This window comes from Cytobacillus sp. (assembly GCF_032154635.1).
Classification (GTDB): domain Bacteria; phylum Bacillota; class Bacilli; order Bacillales; family Cytobacillaceae; genus Cytobacillus.
On the sequence record NZ_JALDXW010000005.1, the window covers coordinates 34,376 to 54,480 of the forward strand.

Sequence of the window (20,105 nt, forward strand, 5' to 3'; positions counted from 1 at the left end):
CTCCAAATTTGCAACTTTTTTCTATGCTTAAACGTGGATATGCTGAAAGGGGGTACAGCATTGGATTTGGATGAGGCATATGAGGTATATGTAAAGGATTTGTACCGTTATTTGTTATCCCTTTCAAAGGATCATTTTACAGCAGAAGATTTAGTACAAGAGGCATTCTACCGTGCGTATATCCATTTAGGCGATAGTGAGATCAATCATATTAAAGCATGGCTTTTTAAGGTGGCATATCATGCATTTATTGATTTTTCCAGGAAGAATAGACGTTTAATCATCAGTGATCAGATTGAAGGTATGACCAAAAATCAAATCATTCATGAGAAAAATCCTGAAAATCGAATATTAGAGAAGGAGAGCTTTCAACTATTGATAGAAGATATCCATTCTTTAAAGGAAACGGAAACACATGTGATTCTATTATGTGATTTACATCAGTTATCTCTTAAAGAATCAGCGGAGATACTTGATATAAAAATTAATACACTAAAAAGCCATCTTGTGCGCGGCCGTAAAAAATTGATTGAAAGGGTAAAAGAAAGGAGGTTGGAGGATGAGAGAGGATAATAAGAAAGACGATGAAATTTATCAGTCTTATATTAATCAATCTATTCAAGACTTTGAAAATAGCCAGTCTATTGATGAAAAGGATCAGAGATCTATAATTAAAAAAGGAAAGTTTATGGGATTAATTACTTCTATTATGATAAGTCTTGCGATCCTGCTATTAATTATTCCGTGTATGACACTCGGATCCTATTTATATTATGCCATTGGAGGGAAAGCAAATCACTTAATTGAGATTGCCACAAAAACCGTCTATGTAACCGAACCGAATATCAGCTTAGAGGAAATGGAATTGGAAGAACATATTAAATTCTTTTCTATGGATATTCAATTTGATGTATTTAAGCGCATTGGAAAAGAGGATTATAAAGCGGGGGAATACTTGATTAAGTATGCCTTTGATAATCCTAGGTTTCCAGAAAGAACGATCCTATTAGAACGGCCATTGCCAAAGATTGCAAGCATGGATTCAAATCGCTTATATCATCCGGATGCTGTCAAACCGCCGGGGCTTGAAGTTGAATGGGACTTATTAAAAAATTTGCCTGATGGAACAGTTAGTGAAGTTTATATCTCACTAAATAAATTAATGAATGCAGGAGAATTAGAAAAACAACTAGGCAAAAATGTAGAGGTTCGGTGGGTGGCAGTTGATACTGGACTTGAAAAGAAGCAAACAGATAAAGAAGGCTACCCAATCGCTCCAATTGGGTATCCTTTACAAGTGGATCATACCACTTGGTCACCGTTTAATGGGCGTGATCAAACAAATGAAGAAGTTTTTATGGATATCCTTGAATTTTTAAGAACTAATGAAGAGAATGCTGCGAAAATAGCTAGTGCTAAGAGCCTTGCCCTAGAAGAAAGAGTTCCTTATATAGAGAAAAATGGGATTTACATATATGGGGCTGTTGTGACAGGACCAACCTCAGAATTAAGGAAACTTCAAAAAAATGAAGTCATTCGGACAATGAAGGTAGGGGAAGTGAAATTATGGAATTGGAAGTGAAAAATCAAAAAAAACAGCATCGAAGTAAAAGAATTCCGACTGTTACTGGTTTTCTTTCCTTTATTATTGCAATCATTTCACTTGCTGGATTAAACATTGCCTTAATTATGGATTATGATGCTTTCCCAGATTTTTTTCTAATTAAACTGCCATTAGCTGGTTTGATACTAGGCGGAATTGGAATTTTCACTCAGAAAAGGTCAAGATTGTTTTCGATTTGGGGGATTCTTTTATGTCTTTTCATCTATATTTTTACTTTTATGATGTTTGGTCTGGCATGGAGCATTAACCCTAAACCCTAAACCCCAAAAAAAGAGGCTGGGACAAAACCCACCTCGACATGAAAAAGCCTCTTCACCATGTTTATGACACTGAAAAAGGATACTATAAACTTGCTTATGGCTATTATGTGCAACCTTCTCAAGCTATTTCCGTTCATATCGGAAAAGGTGAGATTCTTAAAGATGAGGTAAACGTATTTGATAAAAACGGCTGCTTTATCCGTAGCCTTAAGAAGGGGCAACAATAAAAGGTATACTCCTATGACAATAAACGTTATGCAATCGTTGGGGGAGAAGGGCATTATGGTTATGGTTTTATCGTGCAAGATGAATGGGTTGGTCATACAGGTGGATGGATCGGCTGTTCAGCACAAGCTTTTATAAATACATCCACAAAGGATATGATTGTTTTAGCAACGAATCAGGAAGTATTTCCGCAATACGAACAAGAAATTATGAATTACTTAATGGGAATGCAATATTCTGTAGTAGCACCAAAACATATAAAAATATTATCTCTCACTAATACAGATGTTATTTCAGGTCAATATAAAACGTTTTGTTTGTAATAAAGAGAAATTTTTTGAGTTTTTCAGCCCTATAACTAATATTAAATCCATACATCTATATTTAAAGTGATTCCTGTTTGTGGCTAGCTCAAGGGTATGAACCTAGCTACTGAACAATCAACCGATTACGTGTGCAACCCGAAGTAAAAGCATTAATCCGTCAATGTTTCGTTCAATTCCGCTGACAGTTAGTCCAAGAAAATCTGATTGACCAGGAAGCGATTTTTATTGATGGCACAAAGATTGAAGCAAATGCGAATAAATTTACGTTTGTTTGGAAGAAATCGATCGAAAAATAGTAGGAAGGATTAATAGAAAAGTCGAACCAACTATAAAATGAACTAGTAGATGAAGTCATTACCGAATATAACTAAAAAATTAACTAAGATGATAGAAAAAACGTACGCAAAAATAGAGAAGGGAGAATTTGAGTACTCTCAAATCCTCCCTTCTCACTATTTGAAGCTAGTTATGTCCCAGCCTCTATTAATTATCCCTTTATTTTTTTATCCGTTACTTCTAATACATCTAAAAGGAAAACGAAAACTGGTATTCCAACAATGAGACCCCAAACACCAAAGAAATGTTCTCCAAAGATTAATACAATAAAAGTGTAAAAAACAGGTAAGTCAGTTTTAGCAGACATCAATTTTGGATTAAGGATGTACGCTTCAATTGCATGGATGATCATGATTACAATTAGGATATAGATTACCTTGATAAAGCCCCCAAGTGTATATGCAATTGTACAAAGTGGAATAAGTGAAATGATCACCCCTGCAACAGGTATTAAACCGAGTAAAAAGATTAAAATTGATAATCCCATTAATTGAGGGAAACCCATGATCCAAAGTGCTAACGTTGTTAACACGCAATTGACAAGTGCAATAATAAATTGTGCTTCTATTACTTTACCAAAAGTAAGGACAAATTTTTTCGCGAAAAACTCAATCTCATTATAGAAAGGAGCAATTTTACTGTTCTTAAACTTTGCCGTAAATTCGATTAATCTTGTTTTCTCTAATAAGAAAAATAAGCTAAGAATTAGAGATAACATTACTTGAATGGCGATATTACTTACTCCGCTAAAATATTTAAGCAAAAATGTAAAACCTTGTTCTAAATATTTGGAGATTTGGTTGGTTTCTATAAAACTCATTACATAATTGACGATGATATTATCATGCTGCTGGGTATAGAAGACTGTGATCTGTGTTACTAGTTGAGAGATTTCAGCAATAATGATCGGCAAGTACCTACTAATTCCAATTGTTAACAGGCCGATAATCACCAAATATACAATGAGCACGGTTAATTTCCGATTCAATTTAAACTTTCTGGTAATAAGGTTCACTAACCGATTAAGTAAAAATGAAAAAATAAATGTAATTAGAATTAAATTAATCATGCTTTTAAGCAAATATAGAACGAATAATAAAATTCCAAAAATAATAAATCTTTTAAACGCACTTTTTTGTAATAATGTTTGAATCGTCTCCATTAACGTCATATTCCTCCAGTATATCGTAGCGGACGGCTACACTTCTTATCTTCTATTTTAGTCTATTTTTAATGATAATCATAATAATTTTATAAAAAAACAGATACTTTTTCACATTCACTTCAAGTATATTCCATGATTTAATTAAAATGATGGAACCTTCCTAAATTTGGAACGTAACAGTATAATATTTACATAATTTTTAAAAGGAGACACAGAATGAATAAATTGAAGGAATATATTAGTTTGAAATTTGTATTATTTATTGTTATTTCTATCATTCTTACACATATCCCAATTATAGGAAACTATTTTCGTGTGGTTAATACAGTCATTCACGAATCAGGTCATGCAATCATTGCTCTATTTGGGGGAAAGGTACATGAAATCTCCCTGTTTATGAATACGGAGGGGGTAACATACACAAGTCATTCTTCTTGGTTTGGCGGTTTCTTCACGGGTGGAGCTGGGTATGTGTTTTCTTCCTTTATTGCTTTCCTGTCCTTTTGGTTTATTAGCAGAAAACAATATAAGCCACTGATCATTATTCTCTTATTGTTAATTGGATTAAACCTTATCTTTTGGGTTAGAAATTTCTATGGCATTTTTTGGCTTATTACATTTGGCGCAGCGTTTATCTTTCTATTATATAAAGGAACAGCTGCCATTGTGGAGCATTTCTTGCTTATGATAGCAAGCATTCTTTTAGTTGAATCTATATCGTCATCATTTACTATTTTTCTGTTAAGTTTTACACAGCCGCATGCAGCAGGTGATGCTACAGGACTTGCTCAGTCAACACATATCATTCCTGCACAGTTTTGGGGAATAGTCTTTATATGTCAAGCCATAGCATTTGCAATAGCTGGGTTTAAAGTTGGGGGCTATCGAATAAGCAGGTAACTATTTAGTTTAGACAAGGGTGTATCGAGTGATACTTCCTTTTTTTTATCCTTTAAAGAAAAATTAATCAACTTCTATCTTTATTATGCAAATTTTTCTATAAAAATCTGCCTGTTCTTATTGGAATATGGTATTATTACGTTTGAATGTTTGTAAATGTCTAGCACCTGCTGCTACCACCTAGAGATCACAACTCAATCTTTTCATAAAAGGCAAGATGTCTCTTTAAAGTTTGTGCATGTCAGGGTGATCAAGCCGCTTGTGCTTTACTATGTTTCGATTTTTTTCGATGAATTCAAACATAAACTAAATGATTGAAGGAGATAAAAATGGCAGATCATACAATAATTCGTTTTGAACAAGTAACGAAACAATATGATAATGACCCCCCAGTATTAAATGATGTAAGCTTTGAAATCGAAAGAGGGAAATTCTATACTCTTCTAGGCCCATCAGGCTGTGGGAAAACAACCATTCTAAGATTAATAGCTGGATTCATTGAGCCATCCAAAGGAAAAATCTTTATTAATGGGAAAATTGTTAATGACGTTCCAGCAAATAAACGTCAAGTGAATACAGTTTTTCAGGATTATGCCTTGTTTCCACATTTAAATGTATATGAAAATGTTGCATTTGGCTTAAGAATAAAAAAGTTAAAAAACAATGAGATAGATCGCAAAGTGAAAGAAGCTTTAAGATTTGTCAATCTTGAAGGGTATGAAAAAAGAGAAATAAAAGAAATGTCTGGAGGACAGCGCCAGCGTGTAGCTATCGCACGTGCAATTGTTAATGAGCCAGAGGTGATTCTCCTTGATGAACCATTGTCCGCTCTTGATTTAAAGCTGCGTACGGAAATGCAGTACGAATTGCGGGAACTGCAGAGAAGACTAGGGATTACATTTATTTTTGTCACCCATGATCAAGAAGAGGCACTCGCTATGTCCGATGAGATTTTTGTCCTTAATAATGGGAATATCGAGCAAAGTGGCACACCGACAGATATTTATGATGAACCAATTAACCGATTTGTTGCAGACTTTATTGGGGAGTCGAATATTGTCCCAGGCGTCATGCTGAAAGATTTTTCTGTACAATTTACTGGAAAAACCTTTGAATGTGTTGATGGAGGTTTCGATCCGAATGAGGCAGTTGAAATCGTTATTCGACCTGAAGATTTAGAAATTACTCATCCGGAAAATGGGAAGCTTCGTGTGAACGTAGATTCTCAATTATTCCGTGGGGTACACTACGAAATCAGCTGCAACGACCAGGAAGGCAATGAATGGCTAGTCCATTCGACTAAGAAGGCTATTGTAGGTGAGGAAATTGGACTTACATTTGATCCTGAGGCAATTCATGTTATGAGACACGGGGAAACAGAAGAGGAATTTGACAAACGTTTAGAAGCCTATGAAGAGGGCAGCCATGAGAAGTAAATCACGGAACTTTTACCTCATTCCATACGTAATTTGGATCGCTCTTTTTGTGGTTACTCCGATTTTATTAGTCCTTTATTATTCATTTTTTGATATAGATGGACAATTTACATTCGAGAATTATAAGAAATTTTTTACCCCTGTCTATTTAAAGATGACATTTAGCTCTTTCTGGTATGCCTTTTTAATTACTATGTTTACACTGCTTGTGGCATATCCGATTGCTTTCTTGCTGACAAAAACAAAACATAAACAGCTATTATTATTATTAATTATCCTGCCTTCTTGGATCAATTTATTGCTAAAAGCGTATGCGTTCATTGGTATTTTTGGTACATATGGAGCAGCTAATAGCTTTCTTGAAATAATTGGGATCGGGACGAAGCAAATTCTATTCACTGATTTTAGCTTTATCTTTGTTTCTGTATATATATTCTTGCCATTTATGATTCTGCCTATTTTTAATGCATTGGATGAATTAAATCCATCACTTGTTGATGCATCTAATGATCTTGGTGCGTCTAAATGGACAACATTTAAGCGTGTAGTATTTCCGCTAACAATAGATGGGGTTAAATCTGGGTGCCAAATTGTCTTCATACCAGCATTGTCGCTGTTCATGCTTACAAGATTAATAGCCGGAAATCGAGTGATCACTCTTGGTACAGCTATTGAGCAGCATTTCTTAGTTACGCAAGACTGGGGGATGGGGGCAACAATTGCCGTCTTTTTAATCATTGCTATGGTATTAATTATGATTCTCACTGGGAAAAGAAAGCGGGGAATCTTATGAAAAAGTTATCTAAACTCTCTACAGTTTATTTAGTAATTATGTTTTTCATTCTATATGCCCCGATATTATATTTGATGTTTTATTCCTTTAATAGTGGGGGAACGATGTATCATTTTGAAGGATTTTCTCTTGAATGGTACAAGGAATTATTTGGCAATTCAAGATTATTGATCATCGTTCTAAATACGGTAATAATTGCACTGCTTTCAGCTGCGATATCGACAATTCTGGGGGTCGCAGGTGCTTTAGCTATCTATTATGCTAGAAGAAGAAGAGTGAAAAATACACTGCTTTCGCTGAATAATGTTTTAATCGTTAGCCCGGATGTTATCATCGGAGCATCCTTTTTAATTTTGTTTACGATGATTGGGATTAAGCTAGGGTTTGTCTCCGTATTGCTAGCTCATATTGCTTTTAGTGTGCCAATCGTTGTCATTATGGTACTACCGAAAATTGAAGAAATGAATACATCCATGATTTATGCCGCACTTGATTTAGGAGCTAGTCGCTGGGATGTTTTAACAAAGGTTGTTCTCCCTTATATTACACCAGGGATATTTGCAGGATTCTTCATGGCATTAACGTATTCATTAGATGATTTTGCTGTTACCTTTTTCGTAACAGGTAATGGCTTTACCACCTTATCAGTGGAAATATATTCACTTGCTAGAAGAGGCGTTTCATTAAATATTAATGCTCTTTCTACACTTTTATTTATTTTTACCATGCTTCTGGTAGTCGGTTATTACTTCATTACTAAACGTAATAACAAGCCAGGCAGAATGGGGGTAAGATAAATGAAACAGCTGATTCGAGCATTATTAGCAGTGTTAATCGTTTCGTTAATATTAATATTTATTGTTTTCAGGCTAAATTCGTCTCAGGGCTATACGAGCGGAAATACGCTTACCATTTTTAACTGGGGCGATTATATCGATGAGGAACTGATTAAACAATTTGAAGAGGAGACGGGAATAAAGGTCATTTATGAGACGTTTGACTCTAATGAGGCCATGCTGACAAAAATCGAACAGGGCGGGACTGCCTATGATATTGCAGTCCCCTCTGAGTATATCATTGATAAAATGATTCAAGAAGATCTGCTTCTTCCAATCGATCATTCAAAACTCCCAAATTTTCAATATCTTGATTCCCGCTTTTTAGATTTGCCATTCGACCATGGGAACGAATATTCGATTCCGTATTTTTGGGGAACGGTTGGTATATTGTACAACACGAAAATACTGGGCGATCGGGAACTAACTAGCTGGAATGACCTTTGGGATCCTGCGTTTAAGAATCAAATTTTGCTTGTTGATAGTGCACGTGAAGTGTTGGGAATGTCATTAAATAGCTTAGGCTATTCACTGAATGATAAAAACAAAGATCATCTTCAAGAAGCAAAGGAAAAAATAGATGCATTAACACCAAATATAAAGGCGATTGTTGGGGACGAAAACCGTTTACTTTTACAAAATGAAGAAGCAGCCATAGGACTAGTTTGGTCTGGCACCGCCCAAGAAATTATGTGGGAAAATGAAAATGTGGAATATGTAATCCCGGAAGAAGGATCAAATTTATGGTTTGATAATATGGTTATTCCAAAAACTGCAAAGAATGTGGAGGCTGCCCATCAATTTATCAATTTTATGCTTGATCCAGAAGTATCTGCCCAAAATACAGATTATGTCGGCTACTCTACACCTAATAAAGAAGCATTAAAATATATGGATGAAGATGTAGTAAGTGACGAACGATTTTATCCAGATGAAGAAATGACATCAAAGCTTGAGGTATATGAAAACTTAGGAAAAAGGATGCTCGCTCATTACAATGATCTTTTTCTTGAATTTAAAATGCATACAAAATAAAAGGAAAACTGACCGGCACAAGGCTGGTCAGTTTTTTTACCTGTCTAAACATATTCTTATGGGATTATGGAAAAATTAAAGGGAAAAGGAGTGGTGAAATGAAACCATTATTTTGCCTGCTTGTCTTACTTTTCTCTTTAAACCAGCCACTATATGCAGAAGCTCCTCAAATGAAAAGCGAGCTAGCAATTGTGATAGACGATCTTGGAAATAATATGGAGGGAACAGAGGAACTATTAGATCTTCCTATTCGCTTAACTGCTGCAATAATGCCCTTTATGCCGAGTACGAAGGCAGATGCAGAACGTGCAAAACGTAACGGACATGATGTGATTGTCCATTTGCCAATGGAGCCCAAAAAAGGGAAGAAAAGTTGGCTCGGTCCTGGTGCTATCACCACAGATCTAAGTGATGCAGAAATTAGAAACCGAGTTGTCGCTGCAATTAAAGATGTTCCACATGCAATTGGCATGAATCATCATATGGGCTCAAAAGCAACAGAAGATGAAAGGGTCATGAGAATTGTTTTAGACGTCTGTAAAGAATATGGATTTTTCTATCTCGATAGCAAAACAACAGCAAATAGTGTTGTAGAAAAAATCGCTAGACAACTAAACGTTCCATTTCTAGAAAATAACTTATTTTTTGATGACGTTTATACAATCCGACATGTCACAAAACAAGCGAACCTATTAGCAGGAAAGTTAAGTAAAAGAGATCAATTCATTGCAATTGGGCATGTTGGTATTTCTGGTCCAATTATGGCGAGTGTATTGGAAGCATATATACCAGTTTATAAAGACAAAGCAGAACTTGTCCCGCTTTCCAAACTCATTCCTGGCTATGAGTTATTAGATGAAGGGATATAAAAGAAGAAAATAATTAGAAGCCGCCCACATTCTGATCTGGTTAGTCCCGCAGTCGCTGCGAAGGTAGAAGAGGTGGACGGCTATAATTTTAGTATATGTTTTAGTGAAAAAAAGATTCTAGTTCACACACTTTTAGTGAAAGGAAATGAGTTTTCCACTATTATTAAAGATGATAAGAAATGTTTAGTAATAGAGGTGTACTATGAAGATTCGTGAAATCACTTTACGTCATTTAAAGATGAAAATGAAATCTCCTTTTTCAACAAGTTTTGGTACAATGCAAGATAAAGAATTTCTCCTCCTTGAAGCGAAATCCGAAAATGAGCATATCGGATGGGGAGAATCAGTAGCCTTTGACACGCCCTGGTATACAGAAGAAACAGTAAAGACAAATTGGCATATGCTCGAGGATTTTATTATCCCGGCAGTATTAAACAAGGAGCTTAACCATCCAGATCAAGTATCAGATCTACTCTCATCCATTAGAAAAAATAATATGGCCAAATCAACAATTGAGGGGGCAATATGGGACTTATACGCGAAAGAAAACGGGATAGGCTTAACCAAAGCTCTTGGAGGAAATAAAAAGAAAATAGAAGTAGGAATAAGCATCGGTATTCAAAAAACTATTGATGATCTTTTACAATTAATTGATGCGTATACAGCAAAAGGGTACAAGCGAATGAAGGTAAAAATTAAACCAGACTGGGACCTGGAGGTCATTCGAGAAATCCGCAAGCATTTCCCAAAAGTCCCATTAATGGCTGATGCAAACTCTGCATATACGTTAAATGATATCGAACTGTTTAAATCAATGGATGAATACGGGTTAATGATGATTGAGCAGCCGTTAGCTGCAAATGATTTTATTGATCACGCAAAGCTTCAAAAGGAGATTCAAACACCGATTTGTTTAGATGAAAGCATTTATTCGTTTGAGGATGCCAGGATAGCCATTGAATTGAAAGCTTGTCAAATAATTAATATTAAAATTGGCAGGGTAGGGGGGCTGACAGAGGCAAGAAGAATTCATGACCTATGTAAGGAAAACAAGATTCCTGTATGGTGTGGAGGCATGCTTGAAGCAGGCATTGGAAGAGCACATAATATTGCATTGACTACTTTATCGAATTTTATTTTGCCTGGTGATACAGCTGGTTCTTCTCATTATTGGGAAAAGGATATCATTGATCCTGAGGTAGTAGTTGAAAATGGATATATTACTGTCCCTGCTCATCCAGGTATAGGTTTTGAGTCTAATATGAAAACTATTCGGCAATATACTTTAAATGAAAAGACATTTTCTTAGAAAATTCCCAGGAACATCTTGGTCCTGGGAATGATTTTAATTACGAAATATTCAATTAATATTTCTTGGGAAAGCGCAGATTCAGACATTTCCTGCTTAGAATCGCCATCTCTTTCGTCTGAAATTGTCGTATGCAAAAGATGTTGTCGATTCTTACGGAAAGAGATTGTTACATAGGAAAAGACAAATGAAAGGTTGTCCCCACATTTACTTTACTAATAATTTTGTAATCTCCATTCATACGTTTAATGATGTCAAAACTTATCATTAAACCAAGCCCAGTTCCCTTTGTTTTGGTTGAATAATATGGCTGTCCTAATTGCTTAATCTGGATAGGGTCAATGCCAATTCCTTCATCTGTGATATTTATGATGGCATTTTCATTTTCCTTGTAAGCGAACAATTCTAGATTTCCCCCTGAGGGCATTGCCTCAATCGCATTCTTAATTAAATTGATAAATACCTGTTTACATTCATTTGTATTTCCATTAATCACTAAATTTCCTTCAATATTTGTGATCAGGTTAACATTAGACATTACAGCAAACGGATGCATAAATTGAGCAACATCTACTAATGTTTGGGAAAGAGAAATTGACTCAAAATAATTGTTCGTAGGACGTGCAAGGGAAAGAAAATCCCCAATTATATTCTGTGTCCGGTCTAATTCATCAAGTGAAATAGATAGAAACATTCCTTGTTTAGAAGTTAAATTATCTTCATCCTTCAAAATTTGCAAAAAGCCACGTATAGTTGTCATTGGATTACGAATTTCATGTGCAACGGAAGCAGCAAGCTGACTTACTGCATTTAATTTATCAGCATTTTGTAATTGTTCCAGCATGGCTATCTGAAGCTTATTCATTTCAATTAAATAAATAATAATAGCAAGTGTCAGAAATGAGACAATTGAAAATGAGAAAAGATATACGAAATCATTTGAATGTCCTGATTGTATTAAAGCAATGGTACGTGAACCAGTAATTAGAAGATAAAATGCAATGCCTATACAGAGTTTTTTCCAAGGATTACCTATTTGGTAGCATTTATAAACGAATCCAAATAAGGGTGTAATGATTAAATAATTAATAAATAATACCAATAATTCCATATGCTCTTCTAGTATATTTACTCCTAATATCGCAACAACCGTAATGCCGCCAGCAATTGGACCTATATAGAAAAAGGAAATAAAAACGGGAATAAATTTTAAATCAAATGCGATGCCATCACCCACTTTTACAGGAAAGGACATGGACAGTATAAGAGAAAATAAAATCGTAAGAAGAAAAATACTATTTGTTTTAAGTCCCTTTTTATATCTGCTGAGAATGATATTTATGAATGGTATCATCATCATGATAAAAAAGTGAAAAAACAAATCTGCTACAAAATCCTTCAAGAATACCACCCCCTATGCCCAATTGTTCCTTAATTAATTAAACAAGCAGGGAGGGGAATCCTTTATAATATGTAGATAAATGTTGAATGGACTGGAAATACATTTCCTGATTATTTTACAATATTCGACAATTTGAAAAACCGGCTCATAATGAGCCGGTAAAACTTATATAAGATCGAGTTCTTTTTCTTCAGTTGATGGATTAAGATCCACAATATTTTGTACTTCAGTACCATCTAAGGTCTCTTGCTTTAAGAGAGCACCTACCAAGTTGTCAAATTGGATTCTATTTGTTCTTATTAGTTTTTCTGACCTCTCTAGTGCTTTTTGGAAAAGCTCTTGCATTTTTGCTTCTTTATCTGACTTGTTAAAGGTTAAAGTAAACCCGTCATCGAGTAAACCTGTATCAACCATTTGTTCAATCACCTGTTTTGCTTGCTGAACATCGCCGCCAACACCGATGCTGTGCTCACCAAGAATGATTCTTTCGGCCACACCGCCAGCTAATATCATCGCTACTTGATCTAGCATGTCGCTTGTTGTTGATAGATGCAATTCTTTTGGAACTGGTGCAACATAGCCAAGCGCTTGTCCGCGGGGAATAATGGTTGCTTTACGAACAGACCCAGGCTTAGTAATTGCAGCTACAAGAGCATGTCCAGATTCGTGAATGGCAACTCGTCTTTTTGTTTCTGCATTTTGAAGTGCACGGGTAGAGCTTCCAAGTACCGTTCTGTCTAGAGCGAAATCAATATCCTCTTTTGAGATACATTCCTTGCCATTTTGTACTGCTTTACGGCTTGCTGTTTCAAACATAGATTGTAGATCTGCACCAGAAAAACCAGAAGTGCTCTCAGCGAGTTCATTTATAAAACTCAAGGCATTTTCAGCAAATTTTCGATTCTTCATATGAATCTCAATAATTTCTTTCCTGCCTTTTGTATCAGGTAGAGGAACATGAAAAGAGAAGTCAATCCGGCCTGGTCTAAGAAACGCATCGTCAAGCATATCCTTTCGATTTGTTGCAGCTATGAAAAGAATGCCATCGTTAGAGTGTCCACCATCAAGCTGAACAAGAAGCTCTGTTAATGTCTTTTCGCTTTCTTCACCACCATGCTGCTTTCTTTTACCGGCAAGGGCATCTACTTCATCGATAAAAACAACTGCAGGTTTATGTTTCCTAGCATTTTGGAACAATGTTCGAACACGAGAAGCACCAACACCTACAAACATTTCATTAAATGCTGAACCACTCGCTGAAAAGAAGGTCGCATCTAGCTCCTTAGCAATCGCTTGTGCAAGCAAGGTTTTTCCTGTTCCTGGAGGGCCATATAATAGAATCCCTTTCGGCGGTTTCAACCCCATTTGAAGTGCACGATCCGGTTCTTTCAAAATAGTAAGAGTTTGCATAATTTCATCTTTCATTTCACCTTGAATGCCTCCAACATCAGCAAACGAAATGGATGGAAGCGGCTTTGCCTTAGATACACTTTGCTTCATTGTATTTGCTGTACCAAGTCCGCCTTTGCCAGATTTATATAAATAAATGGCTAAGGCAATAATCAAGACAAAAAGCCCGCCTAAAATCCATGGTGTATATGGACTACTAGATGAAAAAGTATAATTAACATGATAGTTTTCTACTAATTTATCAAGCATTTGACTATTTGGTGGGATATGTGAAATAAACTCCCCATCATCAGTTTTAATTGTAAGCTTTCCATTTATACGTTCATTGATCGTAACTATTTTCCCATTTTGAGAGGCGATCAATTTTTCAACAGAAGAATAAGGGATTGTAGCTGATTTATTTCCATTTTGAACAATTAAGAAAATGGAATAAGCTAGGACAAAAAGGCATAAAAAAATCGGAACAATTGTTGTAGTTTTCTTAAAATTAAATTTCAACTTTTTCCCTCCTCATCGTTCCATTTCATTATAAAGAGTAAGACTATTATTTAATAGTGGATGATTAATGTAAAAAATAGAAAATGATGGAGTAATTATACGACCCTTGCCTCCACAGTAAGTTTCTCCTTCACAAATATTGGAAAGCAAGATATAATGACATAGGATAATTAAATAAACGTAACCACAAGGGGAGCGTAAGCTGAGAGTGAACAGTTCATTGTTCTGACCCTTCGAACCTGTTAGATAATTCTAGCGCAGGAATGTGGATTGAATAGGTGTTATTTGTTTTGCTTGCTTATTCTCCCCTTGAGGTGTCGTACCATTTGAAAAGGGGAGTATTTTTATGAAAAAATTTAAGTTAATCGCATTGATTGAAGCCTCATTTTTTGCGGCATTTGCCATTATTTTAGATTTATTGCCGTCAATCAAGCCAATGCCATCTATTTCTATTTCAGTTGCTATGCTGCCGATCTTTATTTTAGCTTTTCGATGGGGGATTCGTGTCAGTATGATTTCAGGCTTTATGTGGGGGATTCTTCAAATTGTATTGGGGGATGCATGGATTGTTACACCAGTTCAAGCATTTATTGAATATGTTTTAGCATTCGCATTCATTGGTTTTGCAGGATTATTTTACACCGTCATACAAAAGCATCTAAGAAATGGCGAAAAGAAAATAGCAGTCGCATGGATTATAACTGCTATCTTTGTTGGCAGTCTTGCACGTTATTTCTGGCACTTCATAGCAGGAGTAGTATTTTTCGGTAGTGCTGCACCTGAAGGGATGTCACCGTTCCTTTTCTCCTTCGCGGTTAACGGAGTCACTATGCTTGGATCTTGGGTTTTATGTTCCATTGTTGTTGGACTAATTATTTCCACTGCACCACAATTAATTATTAGAAAAAATGACCCTTTGGCTATCCCACATAACAAAGCTTCCTGAAACAAATGGATCCTCTCTAATCTGTATAGAGAGGATTTTTTACTATTGGTTTAAAACTAATTTTCCGAGGTATGTATATGGTAAAATTGATGACCAATACAAAGAAAAATATGTTAAAAATGGATAAAAAAGCATTATTCTAAAAAAATAAGTTGCTATACTTAACAGGTCATTAGACTCAGGGATAAAAAGTTCTTACAAATATGTGAACAACTAGTGAAGATTACATTACAATTTTCATCATTATTTCCACTGGAAAAATGGCTTAAATGCACTGTACATCAATGTTTATTGCTATTTTAATATATTAGTTATTCCTATAAAGTAAAAATATTCCTTCGCTTATTTGTCACATTCTTTTCGTTAACAACGTGGTAATATTGTAAATGAACCAGCAAGAACATTTTTGATGTTCTTTTGTTGAAGATTGTGAAAATATGTACACAATAATTGGAATTTATTATTTCTAATATGAAAGGAGCCCCTGTTATGAAATTGAAATGGGCTGTATTAGCAGTATTTTTCACTATAGTCACTGTGTTAACAGGATGTGAGCCGTTAGCGGTCTTTGATCCTAAAGGGCCTCAAGCTGAAAGGCAAGCCAATGACATTCTATTATCGATAGGAATTATGTCGGTAGTTGTTATCGTTGTTTTTGCTATTTTAATATTTGTGTTGGTGAAATTTCGTGCTTCAAAACAAAGTGAAGACTATGAACCACCACATATGGAAGGGAATCCTTGGGTCGAAGCAATTTGCGTCGGAATTCCTGTAATAATTGTTGCTTATCTATCTTTTGTTTCTGTGCAAAGTAACTATATCGTTGAGTCTGCTCCGAAAGGCTATGAAGAACAGGAACCATTAATTGTCTATGCTTCATCATCTAACTGGAAATGGCATTTTAGTTATCCTGAAGAAAACATTGAAACTGTCAATTATTTATATATTCCAACAGACCGTGCCCTTGAATTTAAATTATATTCAAATGGTCCAATAACAAGTTTTTGGATTCCTCAATTAGGTGGTCAAAAATATGCAATGGCTGACATGATCACAACATTGCACTTGGCTGCTGATGAGCCAGGTGAATATATGGGACGTAATGCAAACTTCAGCGGAAAAGGATTTGCTGAAAATACTTTTAATGTCACTGCCATGTCTCAGAAAGATTTTGATGATTGGATTAAAGAAGTAAAAGAAACAGCTGATCCACTAACTGAAGAAAAATATAATGAATTATTAAAACCTGGACATCTGGGTCAAATGACATTCACAGGTACTCATTTAGAATTCGCTCCACCACCTGAGCATAATCATGGATCTTCAGACAGTGAATCAACAGAAGGAACACATGAAGGACACGAAGGACATTCTAATTCAAACGAATTAGAGGAAAATCATTCAGATCATAGCAATCATTAAGTAACGGGACAGGGGTCAGGTTCATCGTCCCAGCTTATTTTATTGGGACAAGGAACCTGTCCCATTGTCCCACTCGAAAGGAGAAACATACGGATGGAATTCTTTGAACGTTTTGCCATACCACATCCAAGTCCTGCAATTTATGTATCAATGGTTGTTATTGGACTAACTGTGATCGCAATTATTGCTGGATTAACCTATTTTAAAAAATGGGGCTATCTATGGCGTGAATGGTTGACAACGGTTGACCATAAACGAATTGGTTTAATGTATTTAATATCTGCATTACTTATGCTTTTCCGTGGTGGCGTAGATGCCATCATGATGCGAGCTCAGCTAGCTACGCCTGATAGTAAACTATTAGATGCACAGCACTATAATGAAATTTTTACTACACATGGGGTCGTTATGATCATTTTTATGGCGATGCCTTTCATTTTTGCATTTATGAACTACATTGTTCCATTGCAAATTGGTGCACGGGATGTAGCGTTTCCACGTTTAAATGCCATTAGTTTCTGGTTATTTTTCATGGGAGCAATGCTATTTAACATCTCATTCGTAATTGGCGGTTCCCCTGATGCAGGGTGGACGTCTTATTTCCCTCTTGCAGGAACTGAATTTAGTAAATCAGTAGGAACCAATTATTATATGATCGCGATCCAAATCTCTGGTCTTGGTTCATTAATGACGGGTATTAATATGATTACTACGATTATGAAAATGAGAGCACCTGGTATGACATTGATGAAAATGCCAATGTTCACATGGGCTACGTTAGTTGCGAACCTTATCATTGTGACTGTATTCCCAGTTTTAACAGTAGCACTTGCTATGGGAACAATGGATCGTCTTTTTGCAACCAATTTCTTTACAAGCTCAAACGGCGGTATGGATATGCTCTGGGCGAACCTATTCTGGGTTTGGGGACATCCAGAAGTATATATCTTAATTTTACCAGCTTTTGGGATTTACAGTGAGATTATCTCTACTTTCTCAAGCAAAAATTTATATGGCTATAAATCAATGGTCGCTTCAATGGTGATCATCTCAGTACTTTCTTGTTTAGTATGGGCTCACCATTTCTTTACGATGGGTCAAGGAGCTGCATCCAATAGCTTCTTCTCTATTACAACGATGGCCATTGCTGTACCAACAGGGGTTAAGATTTTCAACTGGTTATTCACGATGTGGAAAGGGAAAATTCGGTTCACTGTTCCTATGCTTTATTCAATCGGATTTATTCCACTTTTCACAATTGGCGGAGTGACTGGGGTTATGCTTGCGATGTCAGCAGCAGATTACCAATATCATAATACAATGTTCTTAGTTGCTCACTTCCATAATACAATTATTCCTGGTGTCGTATTTGCGATGCTTGCAGGTCTTACGTATTATTGGCCAAAAATGTTCGGCTTTATGTTAAATGAACGAATTGGAAAATGGACGTTCTGGCTGCTTTCAATCGGCTTTGTACTTGCATTCTTCCCAATGTACATTACTGGACTAGACGGTCAAGCACGACGTATGTACACATATTCTGAAGCAACTGGCTTCGGTACATTGAATATGATCTCATTCATTGGAGCAGGGATTATGGGCATTGCTTTCGCGTTAATCGTCTATAATGTTTATTACAGTATCCGATACTCACCAAGAAATATTGGATCAGATCCATGGGATGCACGTACTTTAGAATGGGCTACCAATACACCAGTTCCTGAATATAACTTTGCAGTGACACCACAAGTAAATTCTATTCAGCCATTCTGGGATTCAAAGAAAAAGGGACATGTGTTATTCCCAGCTAAATTAGACAAAATTCATATGCCTAATAATAGCGGCATGCCATTTATTTTGTGTTCAATCTTCTTTGTATGGGGCTTTTCATTTGTATTTGCGATCTGGCCGCTAGTCATTCTTTCAACACTTGGCATCTTTGCTTGTTTGGCATTGCGCTCATTCGAGAAAGATCACGGACGTTATATCTCCGTTGAAGAGATTAAAGAAACAGAAGAGAAAACAGGGGGGGCTAAACTATGAAACTAGATCACTCGCAGCCTCTTGAATATAGTACTGGGCAAAATAATTTAAATATTTTCGGTTTCTGGATTTTCCTTGGTGCCGAGATTATGCTTTTCGCAACACTTTTTACTACTTATTTCACATTGGAGCACCGAACAGGCAATGGTCCTACCGGCGCAGAAATTTTTGAAATAACACCAGTTTTAATTGAAACAATTTTACTTTTAACAAGTAGCTTTGTGATTGGTCTTGGAATTCATGCGATGCGTTTAGGCAAAATTAAGGCAATGATTAGCTTTTTTGCCATCACTCTTGTATTAGGCTTAGGATTTTTAGGATTTGAAATTTTCGAGTTCGTTCACTATGTTCACATAGGAGCAGGATTACAAACGAGTGCATTTACAGCGAGTCTTTTAACGACATTAGGAACGCATGGAGCACACGTAACATTCGGTTTGTTCTGGGGATTAGCGATTATCCTGCAAGTAAAGAAACGCGGACTGACTCCTGAAACAGCCAATAAATCATTTATTTTCTCCCTTTACTGGCATTTCTTAGATGTAGTTTGGATCTTTATCTTTAGCTTCATCTACTTGAAAGGAATGATGTAATATGAAAGAATTATTCCCAGCTAAACAAGTAATGGGCTTTGTATTCTCTTTAATTCTAACGGCTGTTGCCCTAGCAGTTTATTTTTTCGACTTGTCATTCTCAGCAGGATTAGCCATTCTGATCGTGACTGCATTTATTCAAGCATTGCTTCAACTTGTCGTATTCATGCACGCAGGTGAAACAAAGGATAAATGGTCCATATATGGCAATGTATACTTTATGATATTCGTAGCGTTAATTACAATATTTGGCACACTATTCCTATTCAATTGGGATATGTAAAAACTGCAATGCAGGGAGCATCTAAAATGATGCTCCTTTTTTTGTTTTGTTCAGCATCTCTTCTGTCGCTACAAAAAATATTCCCATCACAAATATAATAACCGCACCCATAACTGTTCCAATTCCAATTGGTGTTAATATATTGTTACCGTTTCCAAAGAAACCGAATGAAAAAATAATGAGACCAATTGCCAATATGACGACAGCAACATAGTTTACTGCCTTCAGTATATTTGCATTTACGTTCATATCAATCATCCTCCTTATATATATAAATTATTCATTTTGTTCACAAAATTGTCAAACTTTTTTTGGTTAAATTTTATTTTTTCTAAAAATTAATCATTCTAGACGCAAAAAAAGGCTAAAAGACAAAGTCTTTAAGCCTAATATC

At 35.8% G+C, this 20,105-nt stretch carries 20 protein-coding genes and 1 riboswitch; of the genes, 16 read left to right on the forward strand and 4 right to left on the reverse strand.

From position 1 onward, the window contains the following. Nucleotides 1–60 precede the first annotated feature (60 nt). From RUH74_RS05465 to RUH74_RS05480, 4 genes are all read left to right on the forward strand, one after another. Nucleotides 61–573 (forward strand): sigma-70 family RNA polymerase sigma factor, encoded by a 513-nt coding sequence (locus RUH74_RS05465; protein WP_313799257.1) that lies wholly within the window; start codon nucleotides 61–63, stop codon nucleotides 571–573. Beyond that, nucleotides 560–1,582, forward strand: coding sequence for an anti-sigma factor (locus RUH74_RS05470; RefSeq protein ID WP_313799258.1), 1,023 nt, complete (start codon nucleotides 560–562; stop codon nucleotides 1,580–1,582). The genes RUH74_RS05465 and RUH74_RS05470 overlap by 14 nt, the downstream gene beginning before the upstream one ends. Continuing rightward, entirely contained in the window at nucleotides 1,567–1,884 is a 318-nt protein-coding gene (locus RUH74_RS05475) for a hypothetical protein (protein ID WP_313799259.1), read from the forward strand. Before RUH74_RS05470 ends, RUH74_RS05475 begins: the two co-directional genes overlap by 16 nt. A gap of 299 nt (nucleotides 1,885–2,183) precedes the next feature. Continuing rightward, nucleotides 2,184–2,432, forward strand: a complete 249-nt coding sequence (locus tag RUH74_RS05480) for a hypothetical protein (RefSeq protein ID WP_313799260.1) — start codon at nucleotides 2,184–2,186, stop codon at nucleotides 2,430–2,432. Nucleotides 2,433–2,922: 490 nt separating this feature from the next. On the opposite strand, the gene RUH74_RS05490 is transcribed toward RUH74_RS05480, so the two are convergent. Next, nucleotides 2,923–3,933 carry an AI-2E family transporter gene (locus tag RUH74_RS05490; protein WP_313799261.1) on the reverse strand — a complete coding sequence of 337 codons (1,011 nt, stop codon included), beginning with the start codon at nucleotides 3,931–3,933 and terminating at the stop codon, nucleotides 2,923–2,925. A gap of 219 nt (nucleotides 3,934–4,152) precedes the next feature. Here RUH74_RS05490 and RUH74_RS05495 point away from each other — a divergent pair, with 219 nt between their 5' ends. The 7 genes from RUH74_RS05495 (at nucleotide 4,153) to menC (ending at nucleotide 11,114) form a co-directional block, all read left to right on the forward strand. Next, nucleotides 4,153–4,836, forward strand: a complete 684-nt coding sequence (locus RUH74_RS05495; protein ID WP_313799262.1) for a M50 family metallopeptidase — start codon at nucleotides 4,153–4,155, stop codon at nucleotides 4,834–4,836. A 329-nt stretch (nucleotides 4,837–5,165) separates the two neighbouring features. Next, nucleotides 5,166–6,272 carry an ABC transporter ATP-binding protein gene (locus tag RUH74_RS05500; protein WP_313799263.1) on the forward strand — a complete coding sequence of 369 codons (1,107 nt, stop codon included), beginning with the start codon at nucleotides 5,166–5,168 and terminating at the stop codon, nucleotides 6,270–6,272. Beyond that, entirely contained in the window at nucleotides 6,262–7,065 is an 804-nt protein-coding gene (locus RUH74_RS05505; protein WP_313799264.1) for an ABC transporter permease, read from the forward strand. The genes RUH74_RS05500 and RUH74_RS05505 overlap by 11 nt, the downstream gene beginning before the upstream one ends. After that, on the forward strand, nucleotides 7,062–7,862 hold the full coding sequence (locus RUH74_RS05510) for an ABC transporter permease (protein ID WP_313799265.1): 801 nt from the start codon (nucleotides 7,062–7,064) through the stop codon (nucleotides 7,860–7,862). Before RUH74_RS05505 ends, RUH74_RS05510 begins: the two co-directional genes overlap by 4 nt. Then, nucleotides 7,863–8,936, forward strand: coding sequence for an ABC transporter substrate-binding protein (locus tag RUH74_RS05515; RefSeq protein ID WP_313799266.1), 1,074 nt, complete (start codon nucleotides 7,863–7,865; stop codon nucleotides 8,934–8,936). A gap of 98 nt (nucleotides 8,937–9,034) precedes the next feature. Further along, nucleotides 9,035–9,805 carry a divergent polysaccharide deacetylase family protein gene (locus RUH74_RS05520; RefSeq protein ID WP_313799267.1) on the forward strand — a complete coding sequence of 257 codons (771 nt, stop codon included), beginning with the start codon at nucleotides 9,035–9,037 and terminating at the stop codon, nucleotides 9,803–9,805. Between the two features lie 202 nt (nucleotides 9,806–10,007). Next, nucleotides 10,008–11,114 (forward strand): o-succinylbenzoate synthase, encoded by a 1,107-nt coding sequence (gene menC, locus RUH74_RS05525; RefSeq protein WP_313799268.1) that lies wholly within the window; start codon nucleotides 10,008–10,010, stop codon nucleotides 11,112–11,114. A gap of 169 nt (nucleotides 11,115–11,283) precedes the next feature. Here the strand turns inward: menC and RUH74_RS05530 are convergent, their stop codons facing one another. Both RUH74_RS05530 and RUH74_RS05535 read right to left on the reverse strand, forming a co-directional pair. Continuing rightward, nucleotides 11,284–12,516 carry an ATP-binding protein gene (locus tag RUH74_RS05530; RefSeq protein WP_313799269.1) on the reverse strand — a complete coding sequence of 411 codons (1,233 nt, stop codon included), beginning with the start codon at nucleotides 12,514–12,516 and terminating at the stop codon, nucleotides 11,284–11,286. 165 nt (nucleotides 12,517–12,681) lie between these two features. Beyond that, nucleotides 12,682–14,424, reverse strand: a complete 1,743-nt coding sequence (locus RUH74_RS05535) for an AAA family ATPase (RefSeq protein ID WP_313799270.1) — start codon at nucleotides 14,422–14,424, stop codon at nucleotides 12,682–12,684. 179 nt (nucleotides 14,425–14,603) lie between these two features. Next, a riboswitch (TPP riboswitch) is annotated at nucleotides 14,604–14,705 on the forward strand. A 65-nt stretch (nucleotides 14,706–14,770) separates the two neighbouring features. Between RUH74_RS05535 and thiT the strand changes: the two genes are divergently transcribed. The 5 genes from thiT to qoxD all read left to right on the forward strand — a co-directional run bounded on the left by thiT (nucleotide 14,771) and on the right by qoxD (nucleotide 19,711). Continuing rightward, a complete protein-coding gene (thiT, locus tag RUH74_RS05540) occupies nucleotides 14,771–15,370 on the forward strand; it encodes an energy-coupled thiamine transporter ThiT (RefSeq protein ID WP_313799271.1) in 600 nt (199 codons plus the stop codon). A 489-nt stretch (nucleotides 15,371–15,859) separates the two neighbouring features. Next, nucleotides 15,860–16,792, forward strand: coding sequence for a cytochrome aa3 quinol oxidase subunit II (gene qoxA / locus RUH74_RS05545; RefSeq protein WP_313799272.1), 933 nt, complete (start codon nucleotides 15,860–15,862; stop codon nucleotides 16,790–16,792). Between the two features lie 93 nt (nucleotides 16,793–16,885). Then, nucleotides 16,886–18,835 carry a cytochrome aa3 quinol oxidase subunit I gene (qoxB, locus tag RUH74_RS05550; RefSeq protein ID WP_313799273.1) on the forward strand — a complete coding sequence of 650 codons (1,950 nt, stop codon included), beginning with the start codon at nucleotides 16,886–16,888 and terminating at the stop codon, nucleotides 18,833–18,835. After that, nucleotides 18,832–19,428, forward strand: a complete 597-nt coding sequence (qoxC, locus tag RUH74_RS05555) for a cytochrome aa3 quinol oxidase subunit III (RefSeq protein WP_313799274.1) — start codon at nucleotides 18,832–18,834, stop codon at nucleotides 19,426–19,428. The genes qoxB and qoxC overlap by 4 nt, the downstream gene beginning before the upstream one ends. Nucleotide 19,429: 1 nt before the next feature. Continuing rightward, nucleotides 19,430–19,711, forward strand: a complete 282-nt coding sequence (qoxD, locus tag RUH74_RS05560) for a cytochrome aa3 quinol oxidase subunit IV (RefSeq protein WP_313799275.1) — start codon at nucleotides 19,430–19,432, stop codon at nucleotides 19,709–19,711. Between the two features lie 21 nt (nucleotides 19,712–19,732). On the opposite strand, the gene RUH74_RS05565 is transcribed toward qoxD, so the two are convergent. Further along, a complete protein-coding gene (locus tag RUH74_RS05565; RefSeq protein ID WP_313799276.1) occupies nucleotides 19,733–19,960 on the reverse strand; it encodes a hypothetical protein in 228 nt (75 codons plus the stop codon). Nucleotides 19,961–20,105: the final 145 nt, after the last annotated feature.

Excerpts from the sequence above, each read along its gene's own strand:
- RUH74_RS05470 (WP_313799258.1), top strand. The coding sequence starts at position 560 with ATGAGAGAGGATAATAAGAAAGACGATGAAATTTATCAGTCTTATATT.
- RUH74_RS05475 (WP_313799259.1), top strand. The coding sequence starts at position 1,567 with ATGGAATTGGAAGTGAAAAATCAAAAAAAACAGCATCGAAGTAAAAGA.
- RUH74_RS05490 (WP_313799261.1), bottom strand. The coding sequence starts at position 3,933 with ATGGAGACGATTCAAACATTATTACAAAAAAGTGCGTTTAAAAGATTT.
- RUH74_RS05495 (WP_313799262.1), top strand. The coding sequence starts at position 4,153 with ATGAATAAATTGAAGGAATATATTAGTTTGAAATTTGTATTATTTATT.
- RUH74_RS05500 (WP_313799263.1), top strand. The coding sequence starts at position 5,166 with ATGGCAGATCATACAATAATTCGTTTTGAACAAGTAACGAAACAATAT.
- RUH74_RS05505 (WP_313799264.1), top strand. The coding sequence starts at position 6,262 with ATGAGAAGTAAATCACGGAACTTTTACCTCATTCCATACGTAATTTGG.
- RUH74_RS05510 (WP_313799265.1), top strand. The coding sequence starts at position 7,062 with ATGAAAAAGTTATCTAAACTCTCTACAGTTTATTTAGTAATTATGTTT.
- RUH74_RS05515 (WP_313799266.1), top strand. The coding sequence starts at position 7,863 with ATGAAACAGCTGATTCGAGCATTATTAGCAGTGTTAATCGTTTCGTTA.
- RUH74_RS05520 (WP_313799267.1), top strand. The coding sequence starts at position 9,035 with ATGAAACCATTATTTTGCCTGCTTGTCTTACTTTTCTCTTTAAACCAG.
- menC (WP_313799268.1), top strand. The coding sequence starts at position 10,008 with ATGAAGATTCGTGAAATCACTTTACGTCATTTAAAGATGAAAATGAAA.
- thiT (WP_313799271.1), top strand. The coding sequence starts at position 14,771 with ATGAAAAAATTTAAGTTAATCGCATTGATTGAAGCCTCATTTTTTGCG.
- qoxA (WP_313799272.1), top strand. The coding sequence starts at position 15,860 with ATGAAATTGAAATGGGCTGTATTAGCAGTATTTTTCACTATAGTCACT.
- qoxB (WP_313799273.1), top strand. The coding sequence starts at position 16,886 with ATGGAATTCTTTGAACGTTTTGCCATACCACATCCAAGTCCTGCAATT.
- qoxC (WP_313799274.1), top strand. The coding sequence starts at position 18,832 with ATGAAACTAGATCACTCGCAGCCTCTTGAATATAGTACTGGGCAAAAT.
- qoxD (WP_313799275.1), top strand. The coding sequence starts at position 19,430 with ATGAAAGAATTATTCCCAGCTAAACAAGTAATGGGCTTTGTATTCTCT.
- RUH74_RS05565 (WP_313799276.1), bottom strand. The coding sequence starts at position 19,960 with ATGAACGTAAATGCAAATATACTGAAGGCAGTAAACTATGTTGCTGTC.